Annotated in this window: 23 protein-coding genes and 5 pseudogenes; 15 read left to right on the forward strand and 13 right to left on the reverse strand. The window is 67.5% G+C overall.

Features of this window, described 5'->3' with window-relative positions; genetic code table 11:
* Positions 1-805: 805 nt before the first annotated feature.
* From ACZ4WS_RS32665 to ACZ4WS_RS32680, 4 genes and pseudogenes are all read left to right on the forward strand, one after another.
* Complete coding sequence (locus ACZ4WS_RS32665) at positions 806-1,915, forward strand: NAD(P)/FAD-dependent oxidoreductase (protein ID WP_467986208.1); 1,110 nt, start codon at positions 806-808, stop codon at positions 1,913-1,915.
* Between the two features lie 702 nt (positions 1,916-2,617).
* Positions 2,618-2,686 (forward strand): annotated as a pseudogene (locus ACZ4WS_RS32670) (hypothetical protein); the annotation flags it as partial.
* A 163-nt stretch (positions 2,687-2,849) separates the two neighbouring features.
* Positions 2,850-3,758, forward strand: a complete 909-nt coding sequence (locus ACZ4WS_RS32675; RefSeq protein WP_467986210.1) for an ISL3 family transposase — start codon at positions 2,850-2,852, stop codon at positions 3,756-3,758.
* Between the two features lie 542 nt (positions 3,759-4,300).
* The gene (locus ACZ4WS_RS32680) at positions 4,301-4,375 is read left to right on the forward strand and encodes a 50S ribosomal protein bL37 (protein WP_099504217.1); all 75 of its coding nucleotides are present in this window, start codon (positions 4,301-4,303) and stop codon (positions 4,373-4,375) included.
* A gap of 865 nt (positions 4,376-5,240) precedes the next feature.
* Here the strand turns inward: ACZ4WS_RS32680 and ACZ4WS_RS32685 are convergent.
* The 6 genes and pseudogenes from ACZ4WS_RS32685 to ACZ4WS_RS32710 form a co-directional block, all read right to left on the reverse strand.
* The gene (locus tag ACZ4WS_RS32685; RefSeq protein ID WP_467986212.1) at positions 5,241-5,714 is read right to left on the reverse strand and encodes a hypothetical protein; all 474 of its coding nucleotides are present in this window, start codon (positions 5,712-5,714) and stop codon (positions 5,241-5,243) included.
* Positions 5,715-7,755: 2,041 nt separating this feature from the next.
* Positions 7,756-8,961, reverse strand: coding sequence for a cytochrome P450 (locus ACZ4WS_RS32690; RefSeq protein WP_467986213.1), 1,206 nt, complete (start codon positions 8,959-8,961; stop codon positions 7,756-7,758).
* The gene (locus ACZ4WS_RS32695; RefSeq protein WP_467986215.1) at positions 8,961-9,959 is read right to left on the reverse strand and encodes a DUF1259 domain-containing protein; all 999 of its coding nucleotides are present in this window, start codon (positions 9,957-9,959) and stop codon (positions 8,961-8,963) included. The genes ACZ4WS_RS32690 and ACZ4WS_RS32695 overlap by 1 nt, the downstream gene beginning before the upstream one ends.
* Positions 9,960-10,039: 80 nt before the next feature.
* Positions 10,040-10,540 (reverse strand): annotated as a pseudogene (locus ACZ4WS_RS32700) (transposase); the annotation flags it as partial.
* Between the two features lie 442 nt (positions 10,541-10,982).
* Entirely contained in the window at positions 10,983-11,807 is an 825-nt protein-coding gene (locus tag ACZ4WS_RS32705; RefSeq protein WP_467986217.1) for an SDR family NAD(P)-dependent oxidoreductase, read from the reverse strand.
* 358 nt (positions 11,808-12,165) lie between these two features.
* Positions 12,166-12,612, reverse strand: a pseudogene (locus ACZ4WS_RS32710) (TetR/AcrR family transcriptional regulator); the annotation flags it as partial.
* Here ACZ4WS_RS32710 and ACZ4WS_RS32715 point away from each other — a divergent pair.
* The gene (locus ACZ4WS_RS32715) at positions 12,611-14,302 is read left to right on the forward strand and encodes a TnsA-like heteromeric transposase endonuclease subunit (RefSeq protein ID WP_467986219.1); all 1,692 of its coding nucleotides are present in this window, start codon (positions 12,611-12,613) and stop codon (positions 14,300-14,302) included. The pseudogene ACZ4WS_RS32710 and the gene ACZ4WS_RS32715 overlap by 2 nt on opposite strands.
* A 331-nt stretch (positions 14,303-14,633) precedes the next feature.
* On the opposite strand, the gene ACZ4WS_RS32720 is transcribed toward ACZ4WS_RS32715, so the two are convergent.
* Both ACZ4WS_RS32720 and ACZ4WS_RS32725 read right to left on the reverse strand, forming a co-directional pair.
* Complete coding sequence (locus ACZ4WS_RS32720) at positions 14,634-15,113, reverse strand: hypothetical protein (RefSeq protein WP_467986220.1); 480 nt, start codon at positions 15,111-15,113, stop codon at positions 14,634-14,636.
* 307 nt (positions 15,114-15,420) lie between these two features.
* The gene (locus ACZ4WS_RS32725; protein WP_467986222.1) at positions 15,421-15,969 is read right to left on the reverse strand and encodes a YciI family protein; all 549 of its coding nucleotides are present in this window, start codon (positions 15,967-15,969) and stop codon (positions 15,421-15,423) included.
* Here ACZ4WS_RS32725 and ACZ4WS_RS32730 point away from each other — a divergent pair.
* Positions 15,949-16,374, forward strand: a complete 426-nt coding sequence (locus ACZ4WS_RS32730; protein WP_467986224.1) for a hypothetical protein — start codon at positions 15,949-15,951, stop codon at positions 16,372-16,374. The two genes, ACZ4WS_RS32725 and ACZ4WS_RS32730, sit on opposite strands and share 21 nt — an antisense overlap.
* A gap of 9 nt (positions 16,375-16,383) precedes the next feature.
* Positions 16,384-16,737 (forward strand): VOC family protein, encoded by a 354-nt coding sequence (locus tag ACZ4WS_RS32735; protein ID WP_385424196.1) that lies wholly within the window; start codon positions 16,384-16,386, stop codon positions 16,735-16,737.
* On the opposite strand, the gene ACZ4WS_RS32740 is transcribed toward ACZ4WS_RS32735, so the two are convergent.
* Positions 16,731-17,552 (reverse strand): site-specific integrase, encoded by an 822-nt coding sequence (locus tag ACZ4WS_RS32740; protein WP_467986226.1) that lies wholly within the window; start codon positions 17,550-17,552, stop codon positions 16,731-16,733. The two genes, ACZ4WS_RS32735 and ACZ4WS_RS32740, sit on opposite strands and share 7 nt — an antisense overlap.
* Here ACZ4WS_RS32740 and ACZ4WS_RS32745 point away from each other — a divergent pair.
* Together ACZ4WS_RS32745 and ACZ4WS_RS32750 are read left to right on the forward strand one after the other, a co-directional pair.
* Positions 17,539-18,198 (forward strand): YceI family protein, encoded by a 660-nt coding sequence (locus tag ACZ4WS_RS32745; protein WP_467986228.1) that lies wholly within the window; start codon positions 17,539-17,541, stop codon positions 18,196-18,198. The two genes, ACZ4WS_RS32740 and ACZ4WS_RS32745, sit on opposite strands and share 14 nt — an antisense overlap.
* A 239-nt stretch (positions 18,199-18,437) precedes the next feature.
* Positions 18,438-18,914, forward strand: a complete 477-nt coding sequence (locus ACZ4WS_RS32750) for a hypothetical protein (RefSeq protein WP_467986230.1) — start codon at positions 18,438-18,440, stop codon at positions 18,912-18,914.
* On the opposite strand, the pseudogene ACZ4WS_RS32755 reads toward ACZ4WS_RS32750, so the two are convergent.
* Positions 18,852-19,175 (reverse strand): annotated as a pseudogene (locus ACZ4WS_RS32755) (MmyB family transcriptional regulator); the annotation flags it as partial. The gene ACZ4WS_RS32750 and the pseudogene ACZ4WS_RS32755 overlap by 63 nt on opposite strands.
* 136 nt (positions 19,176-19,311) lie before the next feature.
* Between ACZ4WS_RS32755 and ACZ4WS_RS32760 the strand changes: the two are divergent.
* The 6 genes and pseudogenes from ACZ4WS_RS32760 to ACZ4WS_RS32785 all read left to right on the forward strand — a co-directional run bounded on the left by ACZ4WS_RS32760 (position 19,312) and on the right by ACZ4WS_RS32785 (position 22,307).
* Positions 19,312-19,830 carry a hypothetical protein gene (locus ACZ4WS_RS32760; protein ID WP_467986232.1) on the forward strand — a complete coding sequence of 173 codons (519 nt, stop codon included), beginning with the start codon at positions 19,312-19,314 and terminating at the stop codon, positions 19,828-19,830.
* A gap of 191 nt (positions 19,831-20,021) precedes the next feature.
* Positions 20,022-20,333, forward strand: coding sequence for a helix-turn-helix domain-containing protein (locus ACZ4WS_RS32765; protein WP_467986233.1), 312 nt, complete (start codon positions 20,022-20,024; stop codon positions 20,331-20,333).
* Positions 20,334-20,536: 203 nt separating this feature from the next.
* Positions 20,537-21,058 (forward strand): hypothetical protein, encoded by a 522-nt coding sequence (locus ACZ4WS_RS32770; RefSeq protein ID WP_467986235.1) that lies wholly within the window; start codon positions 20,537-20,539, stop codon positions 21,056-21,058.
* A 24-nt stretch (positions 21,059-21,082) separates the two neighbouring features.
* Positions 21,083-21,232: pseudogene (locus ACZ4WS_RS32775) on the forward strand (hypothetical protein); the annotation flags it as partial.
* Between the two features lie 93 nt (positions 21,233-21,325).
* Complete coding sequence (locus ACZ4WS_RS32780; protein WP_467986237.1) at positions 21,326-21,715, forward strand: VOC family protein; 390 nt, start codon at positions 21,326-21,328, stop codon at positions 21,713-21,715.
* A gap of 292 nt (positions 21,716-22,007) precedes the next feature.
* Entirely contained in the window at positions 22,008-22,307 is a 300-nt protein-coding gene (locus ACZ4WS_RS32785; RefSeq protein ID WP_467986239.1) for a hypothetical protein, read from the forward strand.
* 107 nt (positions 22,308-22,414) lie between these two features.
* Here the strand turns inward: ACZ4WS_RS32785 and ACZ4WS_RS32790 are convergent, their stop codons facing one another.
* From ACZ4WS_RS32790 to ACZ4WS_RS32800, 3 genes are all read right to left on the reverse strand, one after another.
* The gene (locus tag ACZ4WS_RS32790) at positions 22,415-23,842 is read right to left on the reverse strand and encodes an Nramp family divalent metal transporter (protein ID WP_467986240.1); all 1,428 of its coding nucleotides are present in this window, start codon (positions 23,840-23,842) and stop codon (positions 22,415-22,417) included.
* An 88-nt stretch (positions 23,843-23,930) separates the two neighbouring features.
* Positions 23,931-24,884, reverse strand: a complete 954-nt coding sequence (locus ACZ4WS_RS32795; protein WP_467986242.1) for a phosphoglycerate dehydrogenase — start codon at positions 24,882-24,884, stop codon at positions 23,931-23,933.
* Positions 24,884-25,669, reverse strand: a complete 786-nt coding sequence (locus tag ACZ4WS_RS32800) for an HpcH/HpaI aldolase family protein (RefSeq protein WP_467986244.1) — start codon at positions 25,667-25,669, stop codon at positions 24,884-24,886. Before ACZ4WS_RS32800 ends, ACZ4WS_RS32795 begins: the two co-directional genes overlap by 1 nt.
* Positions 25,670-25,684 lie beyond the last annotated feature (15 nt).

The raw sequence follows: 25,684 nt of genomic DNA on the forward strand, positions 1-25,684 counted from the left end.
GATTCGGCACCCCCACCAAGGGACCGGAGGCCGGAGTCTGCGCCGCCTCGCCGCCTCGCCGGCGGCCTGGCGCCGCCCGTGCGCCCGGGTAGGCTTCGGCGCGATCTGCATCCACCGCGCGAAGTCCCTCGCGTCCACCCGCGTGGCACGGGTTCCATGCCCCCCACCTGGCCAGGAACCGCCACCACCGCAGCAGATCCATGCCGTAGGACCGGATCGTCGTGGCTGGCCGTCCGCATGCCTGAAGTTCCGCGAAGAACGCCGTCACCGGCTCTACCACCGCGCCGTCCGCGTCGAGCACGGCATCGCACACCTGAAGTACTGGAGTGCTCTTACCCGCCATCTTGGCCGTCGCGAACACATGAGTGACGTCGTCCAAGCCATCGCCGGACTGCTCTCACACCAGCAGACCGCCACTTGCGACCGCGTCTCGGCTGCTGACGAACGTTTCAGGATGAGGGCCGACCAAGGTCACGACAACGGGCTCCGCGCAGGATGACCGGATCTGCTTCACAGCCCCGGCGCTGGGCACGTCGCCGGACGGGCTGGTCGGGCCCGTGCCGATCGGACTGGCAAAGCTCGCACGACGGGGCTTTCTGCAGACGCTTCTATGCAGGTGGGAGGTTCCAGCTTGAACTGGCCCCGCGTTCTGGCCCGGGATGGCCCCGACCGGGCCGTCCGGTCTATCGGGGAAGGAGATCGGGATCCGCGCCCTGGATGTACTTGGCGAGGAGTGTTTGCTTGCATGCTTGGAACGGGACTTCGCCGGTGATCTGGGAAGGGGGCGTTTGTGAGGATCGGGTCCGTGAAGCGGTCTGAACGTGTTGCTGTCATCGGAGTGGGCATCCTCGGGGCCAGCGTGGGCTGGAACCTGTCCCGGCACGGCGCCAAGGTGGTCTTCATCGACGCAGGACGGCCGGGCGAAGGTGTCACCAACTGGTCTTTCTCGTGGGTCAATGCCAGCAACAAGACCGCGCGCAAGTCCTACTTCGACCTGAACGTCGCAGGCATGGCAGCGCACCGGGAGCTTGCCAGGACCATCGGGCCGGACTCGTGGTGGTATCCCAGCGGCCACCTGCGCTGGGCAGACGATCCCGCAGTGGAGGCGAAGCTCCTGAAAACAGCCGAACTGCTGGCCGGCTGGGACTACCGGGTCGAGGTGTCCACGGGGGCAGAGGTGCGGCGCCGCCTCGAACCTGCTCTCACGATGCCCGGCGATGTTCCAGTCTTGTTCTACCCCGACGAAGCCTGGGTGCACGGACGTCATCTCGTCGGCCGCCTGGTCGGCCAGGCTGTTGCATCCGGCGCCGAGCACCGGTCCGGCACCGCGGTCTGTGACATCGGCACCGGTGCCGACGGGAGCATCCGGACAGTTGATCTGTCCGATGGGAGCTGTCTCGACGTCAACATCGTCGTGAACGCAGCAGGCCCCAGCGCCTCCCACGTCGCCGGGCTCATCGCGCGGCACTTGCCGATGCGCCGGGAACCCGGCGCCGTCACCCGGATCGGCTGTGCTCAGGTCCCGGTTCACCGGGCCATGCACGCGCCTCACATCGAGATCCGTCCTGACGGAGACGCTTCGGTGGTCCTCCACAGCCGCGAGATCGACGCACTCATCGACACAGGCGAAGATCCAGCGGAACTCGCACGACTGCTCCACGAATCGGCGCGGCACGTCGTTCCCGAGCTCGGCAACTCCCGCATCGCACAGACACGGGTAGCCGACCGACCCATCCCAGCCGACGGATTCCCCTCGGTGGGAGCGGTGCCGTCGGTACCGGGCTACTACGAGGCCGTTTCCCACAGCGGCATCACGCTCGGGCCGGTAATCGGCCGGCTGCTTGCTTCGGAGATCCTCAGCGGGAAGAGAGATGAGATGCTTGCGGACTTCCGCCCAGAGCGGTTCCCCCCGTGACAGCCCCGGCAAGCGCCCGAACCGACAACCCGCCCCGCCACGAGTCGCGGCGGATCCGCAAGAACAGCTCGTCCTTCGATAACCCGACCCGGCATTGCCCCTCTCGGTGGCCCATCGCGAAGGTCTCACCGCCTATGGGCGAGATGGGGCCAACTCAAGGTTCTGGATCACTTTCAGTGCCGGGGCCACGGAGGGTCACCGAAACCGCGATCATGAACGGCCGTGGATGATGTGCTCCTCCAGAACCTGTGGTTCCACCAGGTCGAGGGTGTCGTGATCGAAAGCTTCGTGTCCGAAGGCGAGTTGGTGGCCGTGCGGGCCCGGACGGCCGTGGAACGGGCTGCCTGTCCGGCGTGCGGGACGCGTCGGCTCGGGTGCACAGCCGGTACGTACATCGGCTTGCCGACAGTGCGGTCGGCGGTCGTCCGGTGCTGATCGAGTTGCAGATACGGCGGTTCCGATGCGGCGAACGTGCCTGTGAGCAGGCGGTGTTCGCTGAGCAGGTCGAAGGGTTGACCTTTCGGAACGGGCGGCGAAGTGCCAGCCTACAGACAGTACTTGAACGCGTCGCGGTGATGCTGGCAGGCTCGGCCGGTGCCCGCTTGTCCCAGACCCTGACGGCCGGGGTGAGCAGGTCGACGCTGCTGCGGCTGATCCGCCGCCTGCCGGAGCCCGAGACGACGACACCCGCGAGTCCTCGGGGTGGACGATTTCGCCCTGCGCAAGGGACACCACTACGGCACAATCCTGATCGACATCGAGACACGCCAGCCCATCGACCTGCTGCCGGACCGGACGACATCGACGGTGGCCCGCTGGCTTGCCGATCACCCCGGCGTCAAAGTGAGCTGCCGGGACCGCTCCACTGTCCTACGCCGAGGCCGGGCGGATCGGCGCTCCCGATGCGATCCATGTCGCGGATCGGTGGCACATTTTGTCCAACCTTGCCGAGGCCGTCGAAAAGACGGTCGTCCAGCATCGTGCCCTGCTACGCGAACCGCACGACTCCTCCGCGGCCGGGGCCGCCGCGGCCACGGGGAAGCAGGAGCTCGAACCTCTCTCGCCACCGGCACCGCGGACAACTGGTCGGCTGTCCGACCGAGTTCGGGAACAGCACGCCGCCGTCCATGCCCTCATCAACATGGGAGTTGGGCTGCGGACGATCGGCCGTGAGCTCGGGTTGGCTCGCAATACCGTCCGCCGCCTCGCCCACGCGGCGAGCGCAGATGAGCTCCTGGTCGGGCGGTGGACCGGCCGCACCAGCATCCTCGACCCCCACAAGCCCTACCTCCACCAACGGTGGGCCGAGGGCTGCACCGTCGTCCGCCGCCTGTTCGAGGAAGTACGCGAGCACGGCTACACCGGCGGCGAGAGCGTCGTGAAGAAATACGTGGCCCGGCTCCGCGAAGCCTTCCCCCTCGATCCGCCTCGCAAGGCACCATCGGTGCGGGACGTGACTGGCTGGCTCACCCGCCACCCCGACCGTCTCACCGACGATCAGGCCCAGCGACTCAAGGCGATCCTGGCCCGCTGCCCTGCACTCGACCGCACCGCCGACCACGTCCGCGCGTTCGCCGAGCTCATGAACAACCGTCAGGGCCGGGACCTGGACCAGTGGATCACCGGCGTCCAGGCCGACGACCTGCCTGCCCTGCACGCCTTCGTGACCCGCCTCGGCCAGGACCTCGACGCCGTCGTCGCCGGCCTCAGCCTGCCCTACAGCTCCGGCGCCGTCGAAGGCCACAACAACAAGATCAAGATGCTGAAGCGCCAGATGTTCGGCCGTGCCAACTTCGACCTGCTCCGCAAACGGGTCCTCCTCGCCGCGCGAGACCGTTCATGATCGCGGTTTCGGTGACCCTCCGTGGCCCCGGCACTGAAAGTGATCCAGAACCAGGGTTCAACCGCCGCCGACACGGCCCGCTGACCTACTTCTCCATGCGCTGGAGCATGGCCGAGGAAGCGTCTGCCTATGCGGCGGAGGTTGCTGCGTCGATGGACCTCAACTGCTTCGACCCGCAGGCACGGAAGCTCGCCGACTCAGTGCCCAGTGTTCCCCGTGGTTCCCCGCACGATCTGGCACACGTCCGGCGCGGGCTAGCTGCTTGTTGGGCCGGTGGTCCGGAGCAGGTAGCGGATCTTCGGCCAAGCGCTTGGAAGGCGGTTGTGGTCCGAGCCGTGCACGGCCTGTGACCTGCGGTTGGCAGCGTTGTGATCGATCGGCCTGGGCGGCTTCGACGCGCATTCGACAGAAGCCAGTGATTGCTCTGGGGTGGCGGAGCGCCGGTATGGGCGCTGTGGCCGCGGCACCGCTGATGCGGACACCCCGGGCCGAATCTAGACTGGCGAAGGCATAGAAAGTCCCGGATTAGGGAGATGTGCACCATGGCTAAGCGAGGGAACAAGCGACGCGGCCGTAAGAAGAAGAAGGCCAATCACGGCAAGCGTCCCAACGCCTGAGCCAATCGAGCAGACGGCCGAGGGGTCCTCATGAAGACTGGGCGCCTTTTCCAGAGTTGGGCAGGGAACATTCGAACCTGCGCGCACGGCTCCGGAGGGCCCTTCGGTCTCAGACGTATGCGCAGGTCACGGACCCCGGCCGACCGATTGGCGATCACTCGTCCACGGATAGTCCACGGTAGGCGAAGCGCTGTTGCCGTTACTCGATGACTTCATCATTGGCTACGGCGAACACGAACGCGCGCCTCCTGGGGCGGGACCCTGGTCGGATGTCGGCTTGCGTATGTCGAGTAGTAGTACGAACACGTGCTCGGATCATGACCTCCTCTGGCTCGCCAGATGCCAGGCGAAATGTCACTTCGCCTGCTGGGCCCGTTGCTTGGAGCGGGCGCCCCAAGCCGTCGAAGGCTTCGTGCACCTCATCCGCCGTGTCCAGAAGCTCGTTAGCGACGGCCAGATCATGGATCACGTCCATACGGCCGTCGGCATCGAAGAGGAGCGCAGGGTCCATGGGCTCGTCGTGGACCTCGTACTGAGGGCGCGTCATCCCACAATTCTGCCTGGGCTGTGTTGCCTCCAGTGTGCAAGCCGGGGGAGCCGCTCGCGCTGGCCCCCTCGATGCGAACTATCGACGGGACGGTCACTGAGGTCAGCAGGGCTGGTCATCAGTGGTCCTGCGGCCGGTGACGCTCGGCTGGGGCCGCCGTGGGAGCTGTACTTCGCTGCTGTACAGCACAGCGGACTGACCACCGCCTTAGGAGTTCGATCGGGAGTCCCGCGTGGAGCCAAGCTCTCTGTATCGGAACGCCGCTTGCGACTGCGCAAGGCTGCGTGTGTCCGCCGCCGTTGATGTCAGCCGGTGATGTCAGGAGGCCGGGGCGCTCCTGACGTGCGCCCGCATCGCGGTGCGTAGGGCTTCGAGTTCGGTCCGAGGAAACGGACGGCCCCACTGAGCCTCGTAAGTCTCCTCACCGAGCTCGTGAGTGACCTGGTCGAAGGCGCGGACGGCCGACCGTGCCAGTGCCGCAATCGTGTGGCGACCTGACCACAGAACAGTTCCCGAGCTGTCCTGGGCCCGATCGTCATCGGCCACGACAAGACAGATGTCGACCTCAGATCCGTCCCGACGGAAGAACCATCGATAGACCTGAGGCTCCCCCTCCAGCTCAGCGCGCGTCTCTCGGTCCCCCAGCACCAGCCTGGCAATCGCGTACAGGAACTGCTCGGGTCCGTCAGTGACGTACGAAGCGAGGATCTTCGCCTCGCCTTGATAGTCAGTCACCTTGACGCAAGCCCAGCCGTGACTCCACAGAGTCCATGTGATCGCGAGAGACCTCATCGCACCCCCCTTGTGAAGGTGCACCCTACTGTCTTGGCCGGCGGATCGACTTTGGGCTGAAGGCGTCTCGTCTCGATCAAGATCGATTGCTGTCGTCGCCTACGCACCAACGTCCGTTTTAGGAGAGAGGCTCGGGCGTAGGGCGGGTGACCCGTGGCTTGTAGGGTCGGCCTCGCCGCTACAAACTCTCCTGTTCGGCACCGTTGTTGACCGCAGTTGACCCCTACATCTGGCGCGAACTTGCACCTCGCCCGATCGACGCTATCGCTCACGACGTGTCGGGCACCCGTACAAGTCTTCGATCTGGCGCTCGGCACGAGGGCACGCCGCCATCATCCCGTTTGGTGTCTCGTAGCTGCTCGTTGGCTGTTCCGCACAAGCCTCCTGTCCATGCCACGAGCAGCCACCCTGTCTTCCCACTGTGCCTGCGCGATGCAAACTCGCGTCGTAGGTGTACTTCACGATGGGCATAGGAGCTCCTGAAGTGCCTGAGGACGACGGTTCGACGGTAGCGAGGGCCGACGGCTGAGAACAGGAGCTGGAGACGGGTTTGCCTCAGCCGATGACAGTCAGCCACGACGGCGGGTGTGTCGACCGATCAGGCGCGCGTGTGCCTCGCTATCAATGTCAGTGCCCGCAGCTATGGTCTCTACCGCGCGGTCGGCTTCCGGGGGTTCCAGCTCTGAAGGGAATGGTTGCATCCCCGGCCTGTCTGGGGGCGGCCCGGAGACTCGTCCGGGACCTAACCGACGGTCGGGCTTCGTCGATGGCCAGGAGACAACCTGCCAGCGCCGGCCGCGCACCACCAACTTGCGCGGGCCGAGGGCAGGCGCGCGCTTTCCAACTGTGTTGGTGGGGGCGTGGGGCCAAGAACGAGGCCGTTCACCTGCGGTCATGGGCAGGCGGTCGTGGGAGCGGCTACCGTCGTCGGTCTCGTCTGAACGGCCGTGAACGGCGTTGAATGAGACGGAATCTGAGACGGACGGCAGGGCCGGGCTCGCTAGCATCCTCGGTGTCGAGGAGGAGTCATGGCACTCGTCCGCAAGGGATCACGACGGATAGTCGTCGACGGCACGGCCTACCGCTGGCGACTGCGAGGCAGGCCGACCTACTCCCAAGGGCTGGCCTGGTCGCCGTGCACGTTCGCGGTGGAGCATGCGGATACCCCAGGGACAACGCTCGTGGTCACCACCCACCAGCCGCATCCGAGCAACTGGATCGGACGCGATGCCGAGCCTGTATTGCCATCCGCTGTTGCCGCGGCCGTTCGGTGAGAACCCGTGCAGATTCACCTCGAACCGCCCGTCACCGAACCGCTCGCCGACCCATGCGGGTGTGATGCAGGCTTGGGTGTCGGGTACGGGCTCGTGCGGCCGGGCGGCGGGCGCCGAGGAGTTGAAGTTCACATCGCCGTGGATGACGCCTGCCTGCACCACGTGACCGTGGACGTGGGTCTCTCCCGACAGGGCGTTACGCACGAGGCGCGGTGAGCCGTCGGGGTCGCGGGGTGCAGACATCCTCCAATCCTGACACCCGAAGTCCGCGACCGTACAGGTCACTTCGAGAGTGCGACGTGTGCGGCAGGGAGCCCGGTGCGCCGCGCGTGCGCGCGACAACTCCGGTGCAACGGACCCCCGTTGCGCAGCATTTCACGGCACCGAGTTGCCGCGATCCTGTCCTCGCCCGGCTACGGGAGGGTCGGTGCCCGGCAGGTCGGGGGACATGCCTCCTGTGACCAAAGCCGATGTGAACTCCGTACGAGATCGCGTCCCGCCGCGTGGTGCAGTAGCGATCCTCGCGGGGTGAGCTCGGCACCTGCCCTCTGGTGAAAGTCGGCGGTCGTCTGTGTCCACGATGCAGACTGACGAGCCGTCAGGGAAGCAGGAGCCGCTGACGCCTCCGATTCCCAGCGCAACCTGCGACTTTGCGCTTGATCGCCGCAACACCACATGGGGGGACACGACCAACGGCTCGACCAACTCCCACTCGCTGTCGCCTAATTCGCGTCGCGTCACATCAGTCTTCTGGGCGGGCGAGGATGTCACCAAGCCACCGGCAGCTCTAGCGGAAACCGCCGGATCGTCTTTGTGTCCCACCGCACTTCCTCCGGCGGCACCGCAAGCCGCAGCCCGGGGAAGCGCTCCAAGAGGCGCCCGATCGCCACTTCCAGCTCCGCCATGGCCAAGGGCACCGCGATGCACCGGTGTCCGCCCCAGCCGAACGTCATGTGCGGCTGGTACGGCCGGTCGGGGTCGAGGAGGTGCGAGTCCGGGAAGCGCTCCGGGTCACGGTTGGCCGTCAGGTACGACACGTGGACGAAGTCGCCCGCCCGGATCCGTACGCCGTCCAGCTCCACGTCCTCAAGGGCCACCCGGGGGATACCGACCCCCTTGCGGAACGGGATGTGGCGGAGCATCTCCTGCAGGACGTCAGTCAGGGTCTCCGGCCGGCGCCTGAGGTGTTCCATCAGCTCGGGACGCGTCAGGAGCAGGTATGCGATGTCGCTGATCTGGCACGTCGCCGTGTCCTGGCCGCTGAGTGTCAGCGTCATTGCCATGACCGCCAGTTCCCTGTCGTCGAGCTGGTCCTCGCCGTCCCGCGCTGCGGCCATCGCGCTGATGAGGTCCTTGCCGGGTGAGTTCCGGCGCTGCTCGACGAGTTTGGCGAAGTAGGCCGTCAGATCGGCCTTGGCGCTCGCCGCGGCCTCCTTGTTGTCCGCGCCGACGACGAGTAGCTGGCGCACGGACTCCTGCATCTGGGGCCATTCCTCCCGTTCGACGCCGAGGAGGTCCAGGATGGTGTGCTGGGGGAGCGGGTCGGAGAGGAGCTGAACCAGGTCCGCCGGCGGGCCCTGCTCCTCCAGCTCGTCCAGCAGGTCGTCCGCGAGCCAGGTGATCCGGCTCCGCATCCCGTCGACCTGCTGCTGGGTGAAGGCCTGCGAGGCCAACTGGCGGACGCGGCTGCTGTGCGGCGGGTCCATCACGTTGATCGACTCGGGCGAGACGATGGGCTCCGGCGTCAGCCGGGGGTAGTCGTGGCCCATGATGGCGGCCCGGCTGAGCCGGTGGTCGGTGGTCACCTGCTTGACGGCGTCGAAGCCGGTGATCAGCCAGACGTCCGCATCGCCGTAGGGAAGCCGGATGCGTGCGGGGGAATCGCGCTGCATCAGGTCCGCGAGCGCAGGGTCGAACTCCAGGGCTTCGCTGAAGTCGAACGGGCAGATGATTGTCTCGTTGTCCGCGGTCATCAGGCGGCTCCTCCGGGCATGGGTACGACGTTGGTGGTGTCCACGGCCCGGCGAATGGCCTTGGCGAGCCTGACGGCATCGCCGACGGCCCAGTAGTGGACGAAGAACAGGCGTGGTTCGTCGGTCAGGTGGTGGTGGTGCACCTCGACGAGTTCAACGCCACCGCGCCGCAGGGCCACGAGGACGGACTGGACCTCCTTGGCGATCATGACCAGGTCACCGCTGAGGGCGGCCCTTCCGCCGCCGAGCGGCTGGAAGTTGACGGAGGTGGTGGCGCCCAGTCCCGGAGGCAGGATCACAGGGCCGTCGGCGACGGTCTCGCGGCGGACATAGGTGCACTTGTAGATCTCGCCGTCGGCGGCGCCCTTGACGCCCATGGCGGCGTCGATCGCGGCGGTGTCCAGGTCGACGGGCGGCGAGGAGGTGGTGGGTTCGGCAGGCGGGGTGCCGGTGCAGTCGAATGCGGCGCGCAGACCGCGGGCGACGGTGACCGGATCGTGGCCGTGAGCGTGCAGATGAACCCACCAGACATCCGGCTTGTGGGCGAGCAGGTGCTTGTGGATGGCGGTCTGCATGATCCCGTGCTCCTGCAGGACGTCACTGAAGTGCTGCAGTTCGCGCTCGGTGACCACTGCGTCGCCCATCAAAAGCGTGCTGTGGTCTGCGTACCGGACGAAGGACACGTGCGTGCCCAGGGCGAGCGCGGGGTTGATCCAGATGCCGCGGGAGAAGACCGCGAGGTCCCGGCGCGGCAAGCCCGTGTGGTACATGAACCGCCTTATGTCACCGGGTCGGCCGAGAGCCTCGCCCACGTCCGCCCAGTCCGCCAGCTTGGTCATCACCGGTTCGACCAGGGCGCGGTCCTGCGGTCCTGCGGACAGGGCGCGTGCCCCGGTAGGCACACCAGTGAGTATCGGCGCAAGGGCGGCCGCGGCCAGCACACGGCGCCGGGACGCGGTGAGTAGGGAGCGGGTGTCCTGCTGTCGCTCGTCAGCCATGTCGTATGCCTCCTGGCGCGATGCAAGCACGGGAGACCGCGTGGACCGCTGATCGGCACAGTCACATCCCGCCAGGTGGGCTACTGATCTCTTCGGATTGTTGCCGGGGGGCGGGTGATGGTGAGTCCTGTGCCGGCAAGACAGCCACCGATGAGGTGGGCGCGTTGCTGGATGTAGCGCAGGCCTCGACGGAGGGTGCGCTCAAGCTGGTCGTCGTCGGTGAAGGCGGTGTTGGCGAGCGGGCCGCGCCGTAACAGCGACCAGAAACCCTCCACCGGATTCACATCCGGTGCAGAGGAGGGCAATCGGACGATGGTGAGCCAGTCGTGTCTGTCCGCGTACTCGCGCATCCCGGCGGCCCGGTGGGTGTTGAGATTGTCCCAGATGAGGACGATGGGGGCTTTGAGCTGGATGTGGGCGCGCACGACCAGGTCGCGGTCGTCGGTTCAGGGGAAGCTGTTGCGCCCTGCGCCCCGATGCTTGCGGTGCTGGCGCGGCCGGTAGATCAGCCGGGAGGAGTCGCCCGGCCGGTAGCAGCACATCGCGGCGATCGACCAACGGCGCGAGGACCGGCCCTGCACCGGGGAACAACTCCGCGAACTGCGCGTCGGCGAACACCAGCCCGAGCACATCCTGCACCCGCATCGCCAGACACCCCTTCGGGAACACCGCACGATCCACCCTCGCGGTCTCCTCCGGAATCTCCGCCGGCTCCACCCCACGCAACGACACCGAACCCCACCCCTGACACGACGACGGCCTGCACAACCCCAACGGGGTCGTGCAGGCCGTCGTCACGCCCGCACCGGATCTACAGCGTCGATGCGGTCCAGGCCATTGCCTGCATGCACAGCCTCGGCGCTGGACGTGCCACTGCCCGCGGCGATCTGGGGGAGCTGGGATGCCGCGCCGGTCAGGGCAACACGACCGGTGGCGAGCAGATCGCGGATCTCGCCGCTGAGTGTTGTGCCTGCCAGGGGTGACCGGCAGGCTGCGATGTGGGTTTCGCGGGTCGACGATCCGTCATACGTCGTCGGCGGAGCGGGAAGTGGCCTCCCACTCCGACCGGGTCTGCAGTCGTTGGGCGTATACGGCCTGGGCAGTGTCGTATGCGAAGCCGTTCAGCAGCAGGCGCAGGGGCGGGTTCTCCGCGTCGACCGCGGCGAACACGGCGGACGTGGTGGCATCCGGGCCGGGCGACTGCGGCGGTGCCTGCTTCATCGCCTTGGCCCTGGCGTCGCGTAGCGGCCGGTAGGCGGGGTGCGGTTCGGATTGAGCGGGCGAGGTGGTGGCAAAGTCGGTGGCGTAGCCGCCCGGCTCGATGATCGTGACCTTGATGCCGAACGACGCGACCTCCTGGGACAGTGCCTTGGAGAAGCCTTCGAGAGCCCACTTCGAGGCGTGGTACATACCCACGCCGGGGAACGCGGCCACACCGCCGAGGCTGGAGATCTGCACGATGTGGCCGGACCCCTGGTCGCGCATCAGCGGGATCGCCGCCTGGGTGACCCACAGGGCGCCGAACACATTGGTCTCCATCTGGGCTCGGGCCTCGGCCTCGGTGATCTCCTCCAGGAACCTGAAGTGGCCGTAGCCGGCGTTGTTCATCACGACGTCGAGCCTGCCGAAGTGGGCGTGGGCCTGCTCCACGGCCGCGACGGCCGCGGCATGGTCCGTCACGTCGAGTGTGATCGGCAGAATCGCGTCTCCGAACGTGCCGACGAGGTCCTTCAGGGTGCCGATGTCGCGGGCAGTGGCCGCGACCCTGTCGCCGCGTTCCAGAGCGGCCTTGGTCCAACTGCGACCAAAGCCGCGAGAAGCGCCGGTGATGAACCAGATCTTGCTCATCGAGCAGACGGTCGAAGCCGTCCTCGGGCGACCACATCGTGTAGGTCGTGATCATCACTGCTTCGGCAGTGTTGACCAGGAGGGTGGCCCGTACCTCCTGCCCGGGGACCGTGCGGGAGGCGACCCATTCGCGCAACTCGGTCACAAAACGTCGACTGTGGGCGTCCGAGGACTCGGCCAGAGTCGGAGAAGCGGCCTTGAGGCGCTTCTGCACGGCGATCCGGTCGGAGAAGGTGGACAGGCACCCGAGGAGAACCGCCTGCAACGACGACCGCAACGGCTCGTCCGCAGGACGTTCGCGCATCAGGGAGCGCCAGACCTCGGGCTCCTGCGGGTCCGGGTCACAGACGATTGCTTCCTTGGTGGTGAAGTAGTTGAACAGCGTGCTACGCGAAACGTTCGCGGCCGAAGCGATCTCGTCGACACTCACCGCTTCGTAGCCGCGTTCCTCTACCAGGCGCAACGCGGCAGCCCGGATAGCACTCCAGGTTTCGAGCTTCTTCCGCTCCCGCAAGCCCAGACCTTGGGTGTCAGCCATGCCGCCATGGCAAGAAGAACGTGGACTGAATGCAAGTTTGGCCTTCGTGTAGATATTTGGAAGTCCGGCCGCCGGGGATGTGCCCGATGCAGACGCGCTGGACTGCATCGCCTGCGAACTGCGCGGCGCGGAGCTCCGCCAAGTGGCGGATCTGCAGAGTGGTCGCGCCGCTTCGAGGCACGACCACAGCAGCACCCGGCCGATGCCCGGGACGACCTTGGCTCTCCAGACTCGCGGGGGAAACGTATTCCACAGCGACCGGATCATGACAGTCCGTGATCGGCAGCGGGATCCCAGACACGTACTCAACGCCTTCGACCTGGACTTCTTCGACGGTGGACAACGTCGCCGTACCGCGCTGGGCACCGGGTGGGGAGTCCGGTTCGAGGACGTATCGCCGGTACGCGGGTTCCGCGGGAAAAAGGGTGACCGCAGTTTCCCCGGCTGGTACTACGCAGCGACCACGGGTAGTCATGTCGGTTACGAGTCGTGGCTGGAGCGGGACCCGCTGATGCTGCTGGACTTTGATCCGGACGTCGTGGGGATCGCTTCACAGCCGCTCTGGCCGCTCTGGCGCGATGGCGGGAAGAAGCGACGTCACGCTCCTGACTGCCGCGTACGGCTCGCCGACGGCCGGGTCCGGGTGGCCGATGTCCGTGCCGTCGACCAGATCGACGAGCGGACCGCGGAGGCGTTCGCCGCGACCGGGCGGGGCATGTCGGTGCCGCCGAAACGCTTATATCGCAGTCGTTGTTCGTCAGCTGCCTTGGATGGTGGCAGTGTGGAACATGTGGAGGCCGGGCACGGCTTGGCTGGTGTGCGGCAGCTGTGGCAGTCGAGTCATGCGCTGTTGGTGATCCCGATCGTGCTCATCGTGGTGATCACGGCGGTGGACCAACTCGTCCCGGCCGATATCCATCTCGGCCCGCTACTGGTCATCGCCCCTGCGATCACCGCTTCGTTCGCCGGCCCACGGCTGACCGGGCTGATCGGGTTCCTGGCTGTGGCGGCGCAGGCGTACATCGGCTGGCACTTTGGCGTGCTGCTCTCGCGTAACGTGCTGGTGCAGATCCTTGCCCTGGCGGTGCTGTCCGCCATGATCGTGTTCTTCTGCGTGGTGCGCGAGCGATACCGACGCCAGCTGGCCCAGGTGCGGTCGGTCGCCGAGGCCGCCCAGCACGTCCTGCTGTGGCCGCTGCCGGAGCGGATCGGCGCCCTGCGGATCGCCTGCCTGTACCTGGCCGCCGAGGACGAGGCGCAGATCGGCGGTGACCTCTACGCGGCCACCCGCATCATCGGCGGCGTGCGCATCATGATCGGCGATGTGCGGGGCAAGGGCCTGTCCGCCATCGGCGAGGCCGCCCTCCTGCTCGGAGCCTTCCGCGAGGCCGCCCACCGGCACACCTCCCTGCCTGATCTGGCCGCTGCCCTGGAACAGAGCGTCGCCCGCTATCTGGCCGACTTCGAGCCGGCTGAGGAAACCGGCGAACGCTTCGCCACCGCCTTGCTGCTGGAACTCCCCGACGACGACCACATCACCCGAATAATCAGCTGCGGGCACCCCCCGCCCCTGGTGCTCAGCCCCGGCAGTGCCCTCACCGTCCCCAGCCTGCACCCCGCGCCACCGCTGGGGATCGGTGAGATGGGGCCGGAGGGATACACGATTGATGTGCTCTCCTTCGAGCCCGGCGACACGCTCCTGCTCTACACCGACGGCGTCATCGAAGCCCGCGACGCCGATGGCGACTTCTACCCCCTCGAGACACGGGCCGCCCAGTGGAGCGATGCCGGCCCAGAATCGCTGCTGCACCACATCCAGCGCGATCTGCTCGCCCACACCCGCGGACGTCTTGACGACGACGCGGCTCTTGTCGCGCTCCGCCGCGAGCCCGACATCCACCGACACCGCCACCACAGGCGCGTCATCCACGCGAGCGGGTTCGGGCACAGCTCCTGACCTGGACGTGAGTGAGGTCGATCCGACACCCTCGGGCCAGGCTGCAGACCCGACGAAAGTCGCGGCAGCTCACCGAGCAGCAGCCCGCCCTGCGACTGTGCAGAGCTCGATGGCACACGCTCAACCTTGTGTGACACGGGACACGCCTCAACGGAAGCGCCGCGCCTGCCACCGCGTCCACGATCGCAGCACGGAGCGGTCCGTGGCGCTGCCACCCTCTGGGCGTCCCGGAGTGCGAGGCGGCTGGTCGGCAATCACCCGTAGCGTCGTCAGATCACCCGCACAAAAGGGAAGTTGACCAGCCGTGGCTCGGCTGTGCGGGCGTCGGGGATCATTCGAACCCCAGGGGCCCGATGCCCAGATCCTCACGCATGAGTCCGCGCATTCGGGCCATGGCCGTGCGACGTTGTGCGATCAGGGGGGCGTCTTCGGCGGAGCCGACAGCCGCCCCCCGGACGTAGGCGTCGCGTATCCGGCGCAGGCTGTGAAACGCCTCGTTCCCAGCCATCACGACCTGCGGTGGACCCACAAGCCACAGGCGTTCGCTCGCCGTGTACAGGCCGGTGCTGCGGAAGGCTTCCCGCACGGCCGCGTCACGCGCCGACTCGGACATGTGATCGCCCAGTGCCACAGCCCGTATCTCCTCGCCCGCTTCCTTGAGGGCGGAGACGAACTCCGTGTACGCCTCGCGTCGTATCTGCACCGCGTGCCGGGTCTCCTCCCGCCGCCACCGGTTGCGATCAGCGATCAAGGTGGCGCTGATGCCGATCACGGCGCCGGCCAGTGTGGAGAGCAGGGACATCCAGTTCATGCGCCGCAGCTTGTCTGAAGGGACGCGGCCACACCAGCGGCTTTGCTTGCCTGTTTGCGGTCGGCTGGCAACGCCAGTCGCGTGGAGCCCCGTTCAAGAGCTTTGCATGGCTGGAGTGACGACGCTGGGAGCAGGACTTATCTGGTTGATCCCCGCGGGTTCAGGGAAGCCGAAGGTCCTTCAGCACGAACCCACGGGTCCACCGGTGTGCGTCAGGTCGATGCATCCGTGGGTTCGGGTGAAACAGGAGGACGCTGAGCGATCCAAAGGGCTTCGGCGGTGACGTCGGTCGGGACGTCCTCCGTTATCACGGCCGCCCGCCGAACTGCCAGTTGTGCACCTCAATGTCGGCGTACCGGTCCGGGGTCAGGATGGCGCGTGCCGTGTTCGGGTCCGGCGCCCGGACCAACGCAGCCGCGCCCAGCCAGGTGGCGCCGTTGTCGGACAGCAGCGGTCCGTAGGCGATCAGCTCGTCCCGGTCGGGCGGCACCGCGAGGTCGGCGGCCTGCCTCGCGCCGAGGCCGAGCACCAGGTACCGGTTGCCACCGCTCCGGCCGCCGGGGAAGTCCCACATGGTGCGCCCCAGCGTGTTGCGCCACCGTCGCAGCAGCACGTCCCGGTAGACGCCAGCCTGGTAGTTCGGCTCGTCGAAGGCGAACGCGCGGGCAGCGGCGGGATCGGGCAGGGTGACGATGTGCACGCTTCCGGTGGGTGTGTCGCCGTCGCCGGCGAGGGTCGGGCCCCGGGCGATCATCTCCTTCGCGTACCGGTCCATATATGACCAATGCTCTTCCAGTAGCTCGTCGCGCAGCGACAGGGAGCCGGGCCGGTCGCGGTGGTAGCAGAGGAACTCCATGGCCAAGGATCTCTTCAAGGAGGTAACCAGGTCGAGCGGATTTCACTGCGATGGCTGCTCGGCAGCCTCATCCAGAAGCACGCGTGCCGACTCCGCGTAGCGGATGGCCGTCTTCTCGTCGATGCCGAAGACGAGGACGAGGTGGAGCGGGTCGGCGCCGTGGTTGAGGGCCTCTTCGAGCTGGCGGTCGACGCGGAGCCTTTCAAGGGTGGCGGTGAGGTTGCGGGTGGCCCGGGTGGCCCGGGTGGCCCGGGTGGTCCAGAGCTTGCCGGCCGGGCCGAGTTCGACGGCGGTCTTCTGGGTGATCAGCAGGTGCGGGTTCGCCGTGTTTTCTCCGAACTAAGCGAACCTGCAGGCCAGTTGCCCCTTCATGCGCATCTGTTCTTGAAGCCCTGGCTGGTCTAAGCTCCGCGGATGACCTTGGAATGGGAACAGGTAATTGTTCACTCGGTAGATCCGGTGGCCTTGGGGCAGTGGTGGGCTACGGCTCTTGGTTGGGTTGTAGTCCACTCCTCTGATGAGGAGTTCGAGATCCGCCCGGAGCCGGATCGCCTGCCGGGGTTGGACTTCGTCCGGCTTGATGAGAGCAAGAAGGCTAAGAGCCGACTGCATCTCGACTTCAGGCCTGATGACCAGGACGCCGAGGTGGCTCGTCTGGTGGCTCACGGCGCACAGCGTGTTGATATTGGCCAGGGTGATCAATCGTGGGTTGTATTGGCAGATCCCGAAGGTAACGAGTTCTGTGTCCTTGGCCAGCGGCGTCAGTAACTGAGCGTTTGGTCCATCAGTATGCTGGCGGAGCCGGGATCAGGTGGCTCGTGCGGCAATCTCACCGAATGAGGACATTCTAGGTAGATCGACTGTTTTGATCTTGCCGTTTGTGTGTCCATTTGAGCGAGCTTGCCCTTGGCGCCCTCGAGGGTGGTCTCAAAGCCCTTCACGTCGCCGAGCCAGCCTTCCCGTTTGGCCTCAGCGATGCGGTCGATGAGGTTGTCCTTGATCTCGACGAGGCGCCTTCGCTCGCCTGGGTCGAGCTGGAGCATCGGGCAGCGGATGTATGCGTGCTCGTGGATGCAGCTGGTTCCGAAGGCCCGTCCGCAGGTGCCGAGGGCGAGCTTGCGGAGCTCGAAGTGGCCCAGGAACTCGTCCCTTTCCTGGTCGGTCGGACTGCGGTACTCCTCGCTCGGACGTGTCGCCCGGCGCCGCGCGATGAACGCCCGGTGGGCCTCGATGGCCTCCGTGGGACAGATCGCCTTGTAGCGCATGGTGGTTGAGATGTCGTCGTGACCGGCGATGACCTGCCCGATATGCGGCGGCAGACCGTTCAGGATGGCATCGGTGATGAAGATCCTTCGGAAGTCGTGGGGTTGGTAGTCGAGCGGCTGGCCGATGTTGTCGGTCAGACCGGCGAACTCGAGGGTTGAGCTTGTTCCGCTTTGACGAGTGTGTGGATTGTGTGGCCATCGATCATGCGGAGGTGATGTGTAAGTTACCGACGCGGGTCTGCAAAGCTCCAGTTCTTGATGAAGAATTGCGGCAGTATCGATTTCTGCAGTAACTGGATGAAACATGAATCTGTTCAACCGTGGTGCCTCGTTCCGCCGCCCGGCACCCCGCAGCGCTCCCGAGCCACCCGCAGGTCAGCCGGCCTCCGCCTCTGTTGTCCTTCCGGATCCCACCCTGGCGACTCTGACCGGGGAATGGGAAATCGACCCTGCACACAGCAGGATCGGCTTTTCCGTCCGACATGCCATGGTGACCACGGTGCGCGGGGCCTTCACCAAGTACCAAAGCCGCCTCTACTTCGACGGCCGAGACCCGGCTCGCTCACAGGCCGAGATCGTGCTGTCCACCGCCAGCGTCTACACCGGTGTGGAGCAACGCGACGCCCACTTGGCGGGCCGCGATTTCCTGGACGCCGCGACCTACCCGCGCATGCGCTTCACCAGTACCGCCGTGCAACTCGCGGGCACGGATGTCTACCGCATGACCGGCGACCTCACCATCAAAGACACCACCCGCGCCGTCGTTCTGGAGCTCACCTACATAGGACACGTCACCGATCCATTCGGCTATGAACGGGTCGGCTTCGACGGCACCACCACCATCGACCGCTCTGAATGGGGCCTGACGTACCACACCAGACTGGCCGAGGGCGGCGCCATGGTGAGTGAGAAAGTGCGCCTCCAATTCGACATCGCTGCCATCCGCACTGCCCCCGTTGGCTGACGTTGACCCGTGGACGGGGTGTAGCGGCGGATGTCCTGGCCGTCCGGGAGCCCGGCTCGCACGCGTCGGTGCTGGTTAGTAGACCTTGCCCACTGGGTGAACTGCCTTGGATGGCGCGCGGTTGATCGATCTCAGAAGCCGTGGTCGTTCCGAACGTGATCGTTGGGTGGGCGTGAACTCGGGCCCAGCGAGGGAGAGATGGCGCGTTGTGTCCCTCCTGGACGGTGCAGAGGTGGCCCGTGGCATCGGTGTTGGATCTGCTGGAAGCGAAGGAATCGGCTGCGCGTGAGCGGATCGAGGGCCTGCGGGAGCAGGTCTTGCGGATCACGGCGGAGCTCGCGGAAGCCGAGGCGATCCTGGAACGGCTGGTCATCGCGCGTGAGACGGTGACCGAGGTGCTGGCCCAGCCGCGCGGGGAGAGCCCGGAAGAGGGCCGGGCGCCGAGGTCGACCAGGCGCCGCTCGACCCCGCCGCGGCCGCGCTCGCCAGCACGGACCCTGGACATCGCCCGGTCGGAAGCACGCGGTTCGCCAATTCAGGTGCCTGGCCGCCGCGGAACGCGTCCGTCTGGTGGCCTTCTCGTGCCGCTCAGCGTCGAGTTCGCAGGCACCGGTGTTCAGTACGGAGCCGTCGGAGACTTCGTGAGTGGGCAGTCAGCCGGCTGCCTGTTGCGTGGGGGAGTCGGCTTCTTGTGCGGCGGCCCAGGAGGCGAGTAGGCGCAGTCCTTCTTCGGAGGGTGAGCCGGGTTCGGCGGTGCAGATGGTGAGGGTGAGGCCGGGTTCGGCGGCCATTTCAAGGCCTTCGAAGGCGAGGGTGAGCCCTCCGACGGCTGAGTGGTGGAAGCGTTTGACCCCGGTGCCGTGGTGGCGGACGTCGTGGGCGCCCCAGCGGGTGCGGAATTCCTCGCTGCGGGTGGACAGTTCGCCGACGAGGTCGTGGAGGTCTTGGTCGTGGGGGTTGCGTCCACGTCGTCGCCGCGCTGAGCAGCTCCTTCACGATCGTCCTCATCGCCCGCGTCGTCACCGCCCTGGCCACCGGAGCGTTCTGGTCGTCGGATTCGTCATCGCCACCGCCGCCTCGGGTCCCGGCAACTCCACCTGGGCTGTCGGCGTCATGATGGGCGGCCCGACCCTTGCCAACGTCGTCGGCGTACCGATCGGCTCCTTCGCCGGCCAGTTCACCGGCTGGAGCGGCCCCTTCTGGGCCCTCGCTCTCCTCTTCGCCCAGGAGCCCTACTGGATCACCGCCCTCACCACCAACCCCACGACGATCAGCCGGAACTCGGTAGTGCTCCGGCTCGGAAAGATCCCGGCCGAGATGCCCCTGCCCCTGGACGGATACGTCCGCGCCCTTCACGACGAAGCGATGGCCACGAACACGGCCGCGGAGCGCTGGCTCTTTCCTGGTCGCTTCCCCGGCCAGCACCTCAGCCGCAGCCGGCTGACCAGTCGGCTCCAAGCACTCGGCATCCGACCGCGGATGGCACGCAACACCGCCCTGGTGGAGCTCGCCTCCGAACTGCCCGCCGTCGTGGTCAGCCGACTGCTCGGCATCCACCAGAACACGGCCGACGCCTGGCGGCGCATCGGTGGCCAGGACGGCTCCTACGCCGCGGAGCCGGCCTGCAGATGAGCACCATGTGCCGGTGCGCCCGGCACATACCCGTCGACACCGTGTGGCGATCGATAAAACCGTTGGCCGTCGAACGCACGACCGAGATAATCCGCATGGAGTGAGTCAAACTTTCCGGCAGGGGGCTGAGTTGAGGGGCCGGGAAGGATGGCTGGGAGAGCAGACAGCAGAAGCCGTCACGGCAGGAGTCGGTGCACGAGCAGATCCAGGTCGTGTTGGCCGTGTTGAAGAGCGAGTTGTCGCTGGCCGAGGCAGCACGTCGGCATGGGGCGTCCTCGGCGACGGTGGGCAACTGGCGGGACCGGTTCGTCGACGCGGGCAACGCCGGGATGGACCGTTCGCTGCCCGGCCCCGATGGTGGGCAGTCGCAGACCGAGCGGCGGCTGCGCCACGAGTGCGAGCAGCTGAAGCTCACTCTCGCGGAGGCGACGGTGCAGCTGCGGATCTGGCAGAAAGGCTCGGAGTTCGTCGACGCTGTCCCTTCGCCGACCTCGAGGCCCTGAGAGCGGCACATGGCGTGTCGGTCTCGAGGTTCGCAGCACTCGCTGGGATCCCCGAACGAACCTACTGGCGGCGACTAGCCCGCCACCGCGTCGGCGACCCGCCGAAGGGGCCATGGCCGGCGCCGAGAGCGGACGCGATCGAGGCAGTCGCCGCGAAGTACGCAGCGGATTGGCCCGCCTGGGGGCATCGCAAGATCGCCGCGATGATGCGTGCCGACGGCCACCAGGTGTCCACCTCCACCGTTCAGCGGGCCCTCCGCCGGTGCGGACTGCTGCTGCCGACCGCGTTCCGGGCGGACCGCAGATCGTGGGCGCGGCTGCGGAAGCGGGTGTTCCGAGACCGACCACGCCGGCGGAAGCGGGTCTGGCAGATGGACTTCTCCGAGTTCGATACCGCCCGCGGCGGGATCTGGCGGATCTGCGCAGTCATCGACTACGCCACCAAGTACTGCCTCGCCGCCACCGTCACCCCGACGTCTCGCGGCCAGGATGCGCTCGGTTGCCTCCGCCGGGCCGTTGTCGAGGCCGAACGGGTCCTCGACCTCGACGACCTCCGTGCCGACCGCGGCGTGACGGACGTCGTCGACGCCGACGACTACGTGATCGGTGAAGCACCCGCTCCGATCGCCGTCGTGACGGACAACGGGCCATGCTTTCGTGGCGTGACCTTCGCTGACGCGTTCGCCGGCGACGACCCGCTGTTCCGTCACGTCCGCACACGGTGAGGAGCCCACAGACCAACGAACGGCATAGTCGAGCGGTTCTTCGGCACGCTGAAGTACGAACATCTCTACCGCGCCACCATCGGCGACGGCGACGGCGACGGCAACGCCCTCGCCGTCGAAGTCGACCTGTTCCGCCACACCTACACCACTCTGCGACCCGACCAGGCCCTCGACGAACGCACACCACGCGCGGCTTATCTCGCCGTCGAACACCGCGATTGGCGTGTGGCCTTTGGCGGACCCGCTACTCGACTGGGAGGTCCTGACATGGCCAGTAAGTTCACCGAGCTTGCGATCGACTGTGCCGATCCCAACGGTCTCGCCCGGTTCTGGTGCTCGGTCCTTGACTACGAGGTGCAAGACGAAGGCGACGGAATTGTCACAATTGGCTCCCCTATGGTGCCTGAAGGCAAGAACCACCTCGGCCCAGTGCCACCGACGTTGACATTCGCGCGCGTGCCCGAGGGCAAGACCGTCAAGAACAGGCTCCATCTCGACGTCAACCCAGCCGACAGGGAGCAAGACGAAGAGGTCCGTCGCCTGCTCGACCTAGGTGCTCGACACGCCGACGTCGGCCAAATCGGCGATGAGAGCTGGGTCTGTCTTGCCGACCCAGAGGGGAACGAGTTCTGCGTCCTTGCGGGCCGCCGCCCCTGATCGGAGGCCGCACACCGCGCCAGACCTACTTCCGGTCGCCTGCCCACGCTCACGCGGACACGATGAGGAGCCCCTCCAAAGATGGAGAATCCCGACCCGAGCAAGATCAAACTCTGCCAACTTCTTGACTCATAACACGCATGTCAGAGGCATGGAGGGTGGATGACGGTATTCGTGTGTGCGGGATGCGACGCTGTCCTCGGCAGCCCGCTCGCGCAGGTCGCACTGCCCGTCCACGGCCATCAGATGTGGGGCCACAGACTGCTCCCCGTCCTCATGGAGCCGGGAACGTATGCCGTGGAACCGGAACCCTCTGGGCCGCCGTGGCGCCCGTGGAGGCTGGACGACCAGTTGGGAATGGCAGAAGTGGCAGGCTGCGCCGCCCGTCAACCCAGATGGCGGCTGGAACCCGCAGTGGGCTGCTGCCGTGGGAGCCGGACTGGCACACCTGCTGGCGGCCTCGGAAGGCACACCCGTGGCCCTCTCCAACGGTCCGATCACGGACACGTTCGGCCGCGCCCTCGATGCACTGCTCCCTACGGGGACGCCGACGAAGACCGTGGCGCTGGCGGGGCCGGGTGGTTGTAGTTGACCCCGACGAACCGCGCGGCACCGCACACCGCCCGACCCGGGCCCGTCAGTCGAGGCCGGGTCGGGCGGTGTGCGGTGGCGGGGCACGAGCGCATCTCGCCGCGGGATTCAGCTGCCGGGGGTGAGCCCGAGCGTGTCGAGTACCCCGTACACCCCGAGGAACAGGATCGCCGCGCTGCTCAGGACGAGGGCGGCGGTCAGCCAGGGGTTGGCGCGGAAGCGGGGCGGGACGCCGGTGTAGCGCAGGCGCCAGACCGCGACCACGACCGCAAGCAAGAAGATGCCACCGCCGATGCCGCCGATTTGCACCATCAGGACGGGGGACTGGACCCACAGGAAGATGCACATCCACACCGGGGGCAGGCAGCAGGTGAGGATGCGGATGGTGCGGGTGCGCGAGCGCATGTCGTGCCAGTTGACCACTCCGAGCAGACCGAGGGTGTTGGTCCACAAGCGGGGGACGCTGGCCGACGAGGCGACGGTGACCGAGAAGAGGACGGAGATCGCGCCTGCCAGGAACAGGTACTTGGCCCATGGGCCGAGCGTGTCGGTGTAGCTGTGCGACAGCGTGGTGATCATGTCGTTGCCCTCGGGTACCAGGCCCTGCGGGTGGAGCACCGAGGCGCCGATCACGTAGAAGGACAGGGTGCAGACGGTGCACACGATCCATGAGACGCCCACGTCGAGCCGCATGACCTTGAGCCAGCCCTCGGCCCGCCGGGCGCGCTGCTCGGTGCCGTCGTCGGGGCCGGTCCAGCGGGCGTAGCCCTTCTCCAGGCACCAGTACGTGTACGTCGTCATCTCGTCGGCGCCGACGCCCGTTATACCGAACATGGCGAGTGCGATGCCGACCGTGCCTGCGGGGATCTGGAAGCTCAGTCCGTCGGCGAGCTGCCCGGTGCCGTACCCGAAGGCGGTGAACGGCAGGGCGAGTGCCAGGCCGAAGGTGATGACCGTCTTGAGCGTGATGCCGACGACCTCGACCCGCTCGATGATGTGGTACTTGCCCGTCTGCAGGATGAGGATGGCGGAGCCGGTGACGATGAGGGCCCAGATGGTCAGGGACGACGTGCTCAGCGCCGCCCCGTGGATCGGCAGCAGGATCGAGCAGGCCGCCGCGGTGCCGCCGATGATGCCGCCGCGCTGGAACATCTTGGCGAAGTCCATGCCGATCCAGAGCCAGTTGATCCAGCTCAGCCGGCCGATCCGGGGGCCGACGTCACGGAAGCCGTCGAGCGCGGGGCGGCCGTTGAGGATGGTCCAGCGGGCCAGCTCCATCTGCACCCACACCTTGACCGCGGTCGAGATGATCACCAGCCAGAGCAGCGCGAACCCGGCCTTCGCGCCGAGCGAGGTGGTGGTGATCAGTTCGCCGGAGCCGACGACGGCAGCGGACAGCACGAGCCCGGGGCCGAGCTGGCGCAGTCGGCCGCGGAAGGTCTCGGGGGCTGGGCGGGCGTCTTCGGCGCGCAGCGCGTACGGGTCGGTCTGCGCGGGTGGCGGCGCCGCCGTGGCGCCGTCGGTCGTGGTGGCCATGTCAGGTCCTTAGGGGATCTTCCGGCGTCGTCGCCGGTATCCGGAATGGGGACAGGGGTCGTGCCGTGGTGCCTTGTGCCGTGGTGTCTCAACGCGCCTGGTGGTGCGGCTCCTTGCCGGCCAGTACGCGGACGACGTCCTTGGCCACCATCGCCCCCATGGCCTGGTTGGCCTCGGGCGTGCAGGCGGCCATGTGCGAGGTGAGGAGGGCGCGGGGAGCCTCGCGCAGCGGGTGGTCGGCGGGCAGCGGCTCGGTGCTGAACGCGTCGAGGGCCGCGGCCCCGAGGTGTCCGGAGCCGAGCAGGTCGGCGAGCGCGTGTTCGTCGACGAGGCCGCCGCGCGCGGCGTTGACCAGGATCGCGCCCGGCTTCATCGCCGTAAGGCGGGCGCGGTCGAGCAGTGGGGTGCCGGACGGGTCGGGCGGGGTGTGCAGGCTGACGGCGTCGGCGCGCGCCAACAGGGCTTCGAGTGCGGCGGGTTCGGCGCCGTGCGCGCGGACGTCGGCCTCGGAGACGTACGGGTCGTGGGCGAGCAGCTCCATCCCGAAGGCGCGAGCGTATCCGGCCAGCAGGCGGCCGATGCGGCCGAAGCCGACGATGCCCAGCGTCTTGCCGTGCAGTTCGGGGCCGAACAGCTTGGGCCAGCCGCCCGCCGCCACCGCGGTGTGCGAGGCGGTCAGGGAGCGGGTCGCAGACAGCAGCAGGCCGAAGGTGTACTCCGCCACCGCGCGCGCGTTGCTGCCCGGCGCGCACACCACCGGTATCGCGCGGGCGTGGGCGGCGGCCACGTCGATGGTGTCGACGCCGACGCCGTGCTTGGCGATCACCTTGAGGCGGGGTGCGGCGTCCATCACCTCGGCGGTGATCGGGTCCATGCCGACGATCAACGCGTCCGCTTCGGCAGCGTACTCGAGGAGTTCGGCGGTGGGCAGCGCCACGTCCTCGCAGGGGCGCAGGGGACCCGCTCCGGCCTCCTCCAGGATCTGCCAGGGGCGCACCGAATGCCGGGCGAAGGTGGGCGTCGTGATGAGCGTGGTCGGCATCAGCGCGCCCCGCCTCGTGCCGCCTCCAGGTGGGACGTCGCGATCTGCTGCAGGTGCACGACGTCGGCCGCGACCGTCGCGAACGTGAAGCCCTCGGCGAGGCGGCGGGCGGCGCTCGCGCCGTCGGCGTTGTGGATGCCGGCCGCGATGCCCGCCGCCTCGGCCGCCTTGCGGACGCGGGTGAGGGCCTGCTCGAACTCATCTTGTACGGAAGGGTCGGTGGAGGTTGCGCCGCCGATGGCCAGGCGCAGGTCGGACGGGCCGACGTAGACGCCGTCCAGGCCGGGGGTCGCGCAGATCTCCTCGACGTTGGCCAGGCCGTCAGCCGTCTCGATCATCGCGAGGACGGCGGTCTGTTCGTGCGTGTCGGCCGGGTTCGGGCCGATGCGCAGCTGGGCGCGCATTGGGCCGTACGAGCGGCGGCCCAGCGGCGGGTAGCGGACGGCGGCGACGGCGTCGGCGGCGTCCTGGGCGTTGTCGATCAGCGGGACGATCACGGCAGTCGCGCCCGCGTCGAGCGCCTTGCCGATGTAGGTGAGGTCGTTGGCCTCTACGCGCACCATGCCGACGGCGGTGCTGCCCTTGGTGTCGGTGGCGAGGAGGTTGTTCAGCATGCCCTGGTAGCCGAAGAGGCCGTGCTGGGCGTCGAAGGCCAGGTAGTCGTAGCCGACGCGGGCGAGGCGCTCGGCGGCGATCGGCGAGTCGAGCAACGACCAGTAGCCGATGAGCTGCTCGCGATTGCGCAGCGCGGCGGTGAACTCGGCAGAGGTGCGGCCGGTGGCCATGGGTGTCTCCGTTAC

The sequence above is a fragment of the Streptomyces sp. NPDC029292 genome (assembly GCF_055569295.1).

Coding starts and splice junctions, on each gene's coding strand:
- ACZ4WS_RS32685 (WP_467986212.1), bottom strand. CDS start 5,714: ATGAGGTCTCTCGCGATCACATGGACTCTGTGGAGTCACGGCTGGGCT.
- ACZ4WS_RS32690 (WP_467986213.1), bottom strand. CDS start 8,961: ATGACCGCGGACAACGAGACAATCATCTGCCCGTTCGACTTCAGCGAA.
- ACZ4WS_RS32695 (WP_467986215.1), bottom strand. CDS start 9,959: ATGGCTGACGAGCGACAGCAGGACACCCGCTCCCTACTCACCGCGTCC.
- ACZ4WS_RS32705 (WP_467986217.1), bottom strand. CDS start 11,807: ATGAGCAAGATCTGGTTCATCACCGGCGCTTCTCGCGGCTTTGGTCGC.
- ACZ4WS_RS32715 (WP_467986219.1), top strand. CDS start 12,611: ATGACAGTCCGTGATCGGCAGCGGGATCCCAGACACGTACTCAACGCC.
- ACZ4WS_RS32720 (WP_467986220.1), bottom strand. CDS start 15,113: ATGAACTGGATGTCCCTGCTCTCCACACTGGCCGGCGCCGTGATCGGC.
- ACZ4WS_RS32725 (WP_467986222.1), bottom strand. CDS start 15,969: ATGGAGTTCCTCTGCTACCACCGCGACCGGCCCGGCTCCCTGTCGCTG.
- ACZ4WS_RS32735 (WP_385424196.1), top strand. CDS start 16,384: ATGACCTTGGAATGGGAACAGGTAATTGTTCACTCGGTAGATCCGGTG.
- ACZ4WS_RS32745 (WP_467986228.1), top strand. CDS start 17,539: ATGAATCTGTTCAACCGTGGTGCCTCGTTCCGCCGCCCGGCACCCCGC.
- ACZ4WS_RS32760 (WP_467986232.1), top strand. CDS start 19,312: ATGATGGGCGGCCCGACCCTTGCCAACGTCGTCGGCGTACCGATCGGC.
- ACZ4WS_RS32770 (WP_467986235.1), top strand. CDS start 20,537: ATGATGCGTGCCGACGGCCACCAGGTGTCCACCTCCACCGTTCAGCGG.
- ACZ4WS_RS32780 (WP_467986237.1), top strand. CDS start 21,326: ATGGCCAGTAAGTTCACCGAGCTTGCGATCGACTGTGCCGATCCCAAC.
- ACZ4WS_RS32785 (WP_467986239.1), top strand. CDS start 22,008: ATGCCGTGGAACCGGAACCCTCTGGGCCGCCGTGGCGCCCGTGGAGGC.
- ACZ4WS_RS32790 (WP_467986240.1), bottom strand. CDS start 23,842: ATGGCCACCACGACCGACGGCGCCACGGCGGCGCCGCCACCCGCGCAG.
- ACZ4WS_RS32795 (WP_467986242.1), bottom strand. CDS start 24,884: ATGCCGACCACGCTCATCACGACGCCCACCTTCGCCCGGCATTCGGTG.
- ACZ4WS_RS32800 (WP_467986244.1), bottom strand. CDS start 25,669: ATGGCCACCGGCCGCACCTCTGCCGAGTTCACCGCCGCGCTGCGCAAT.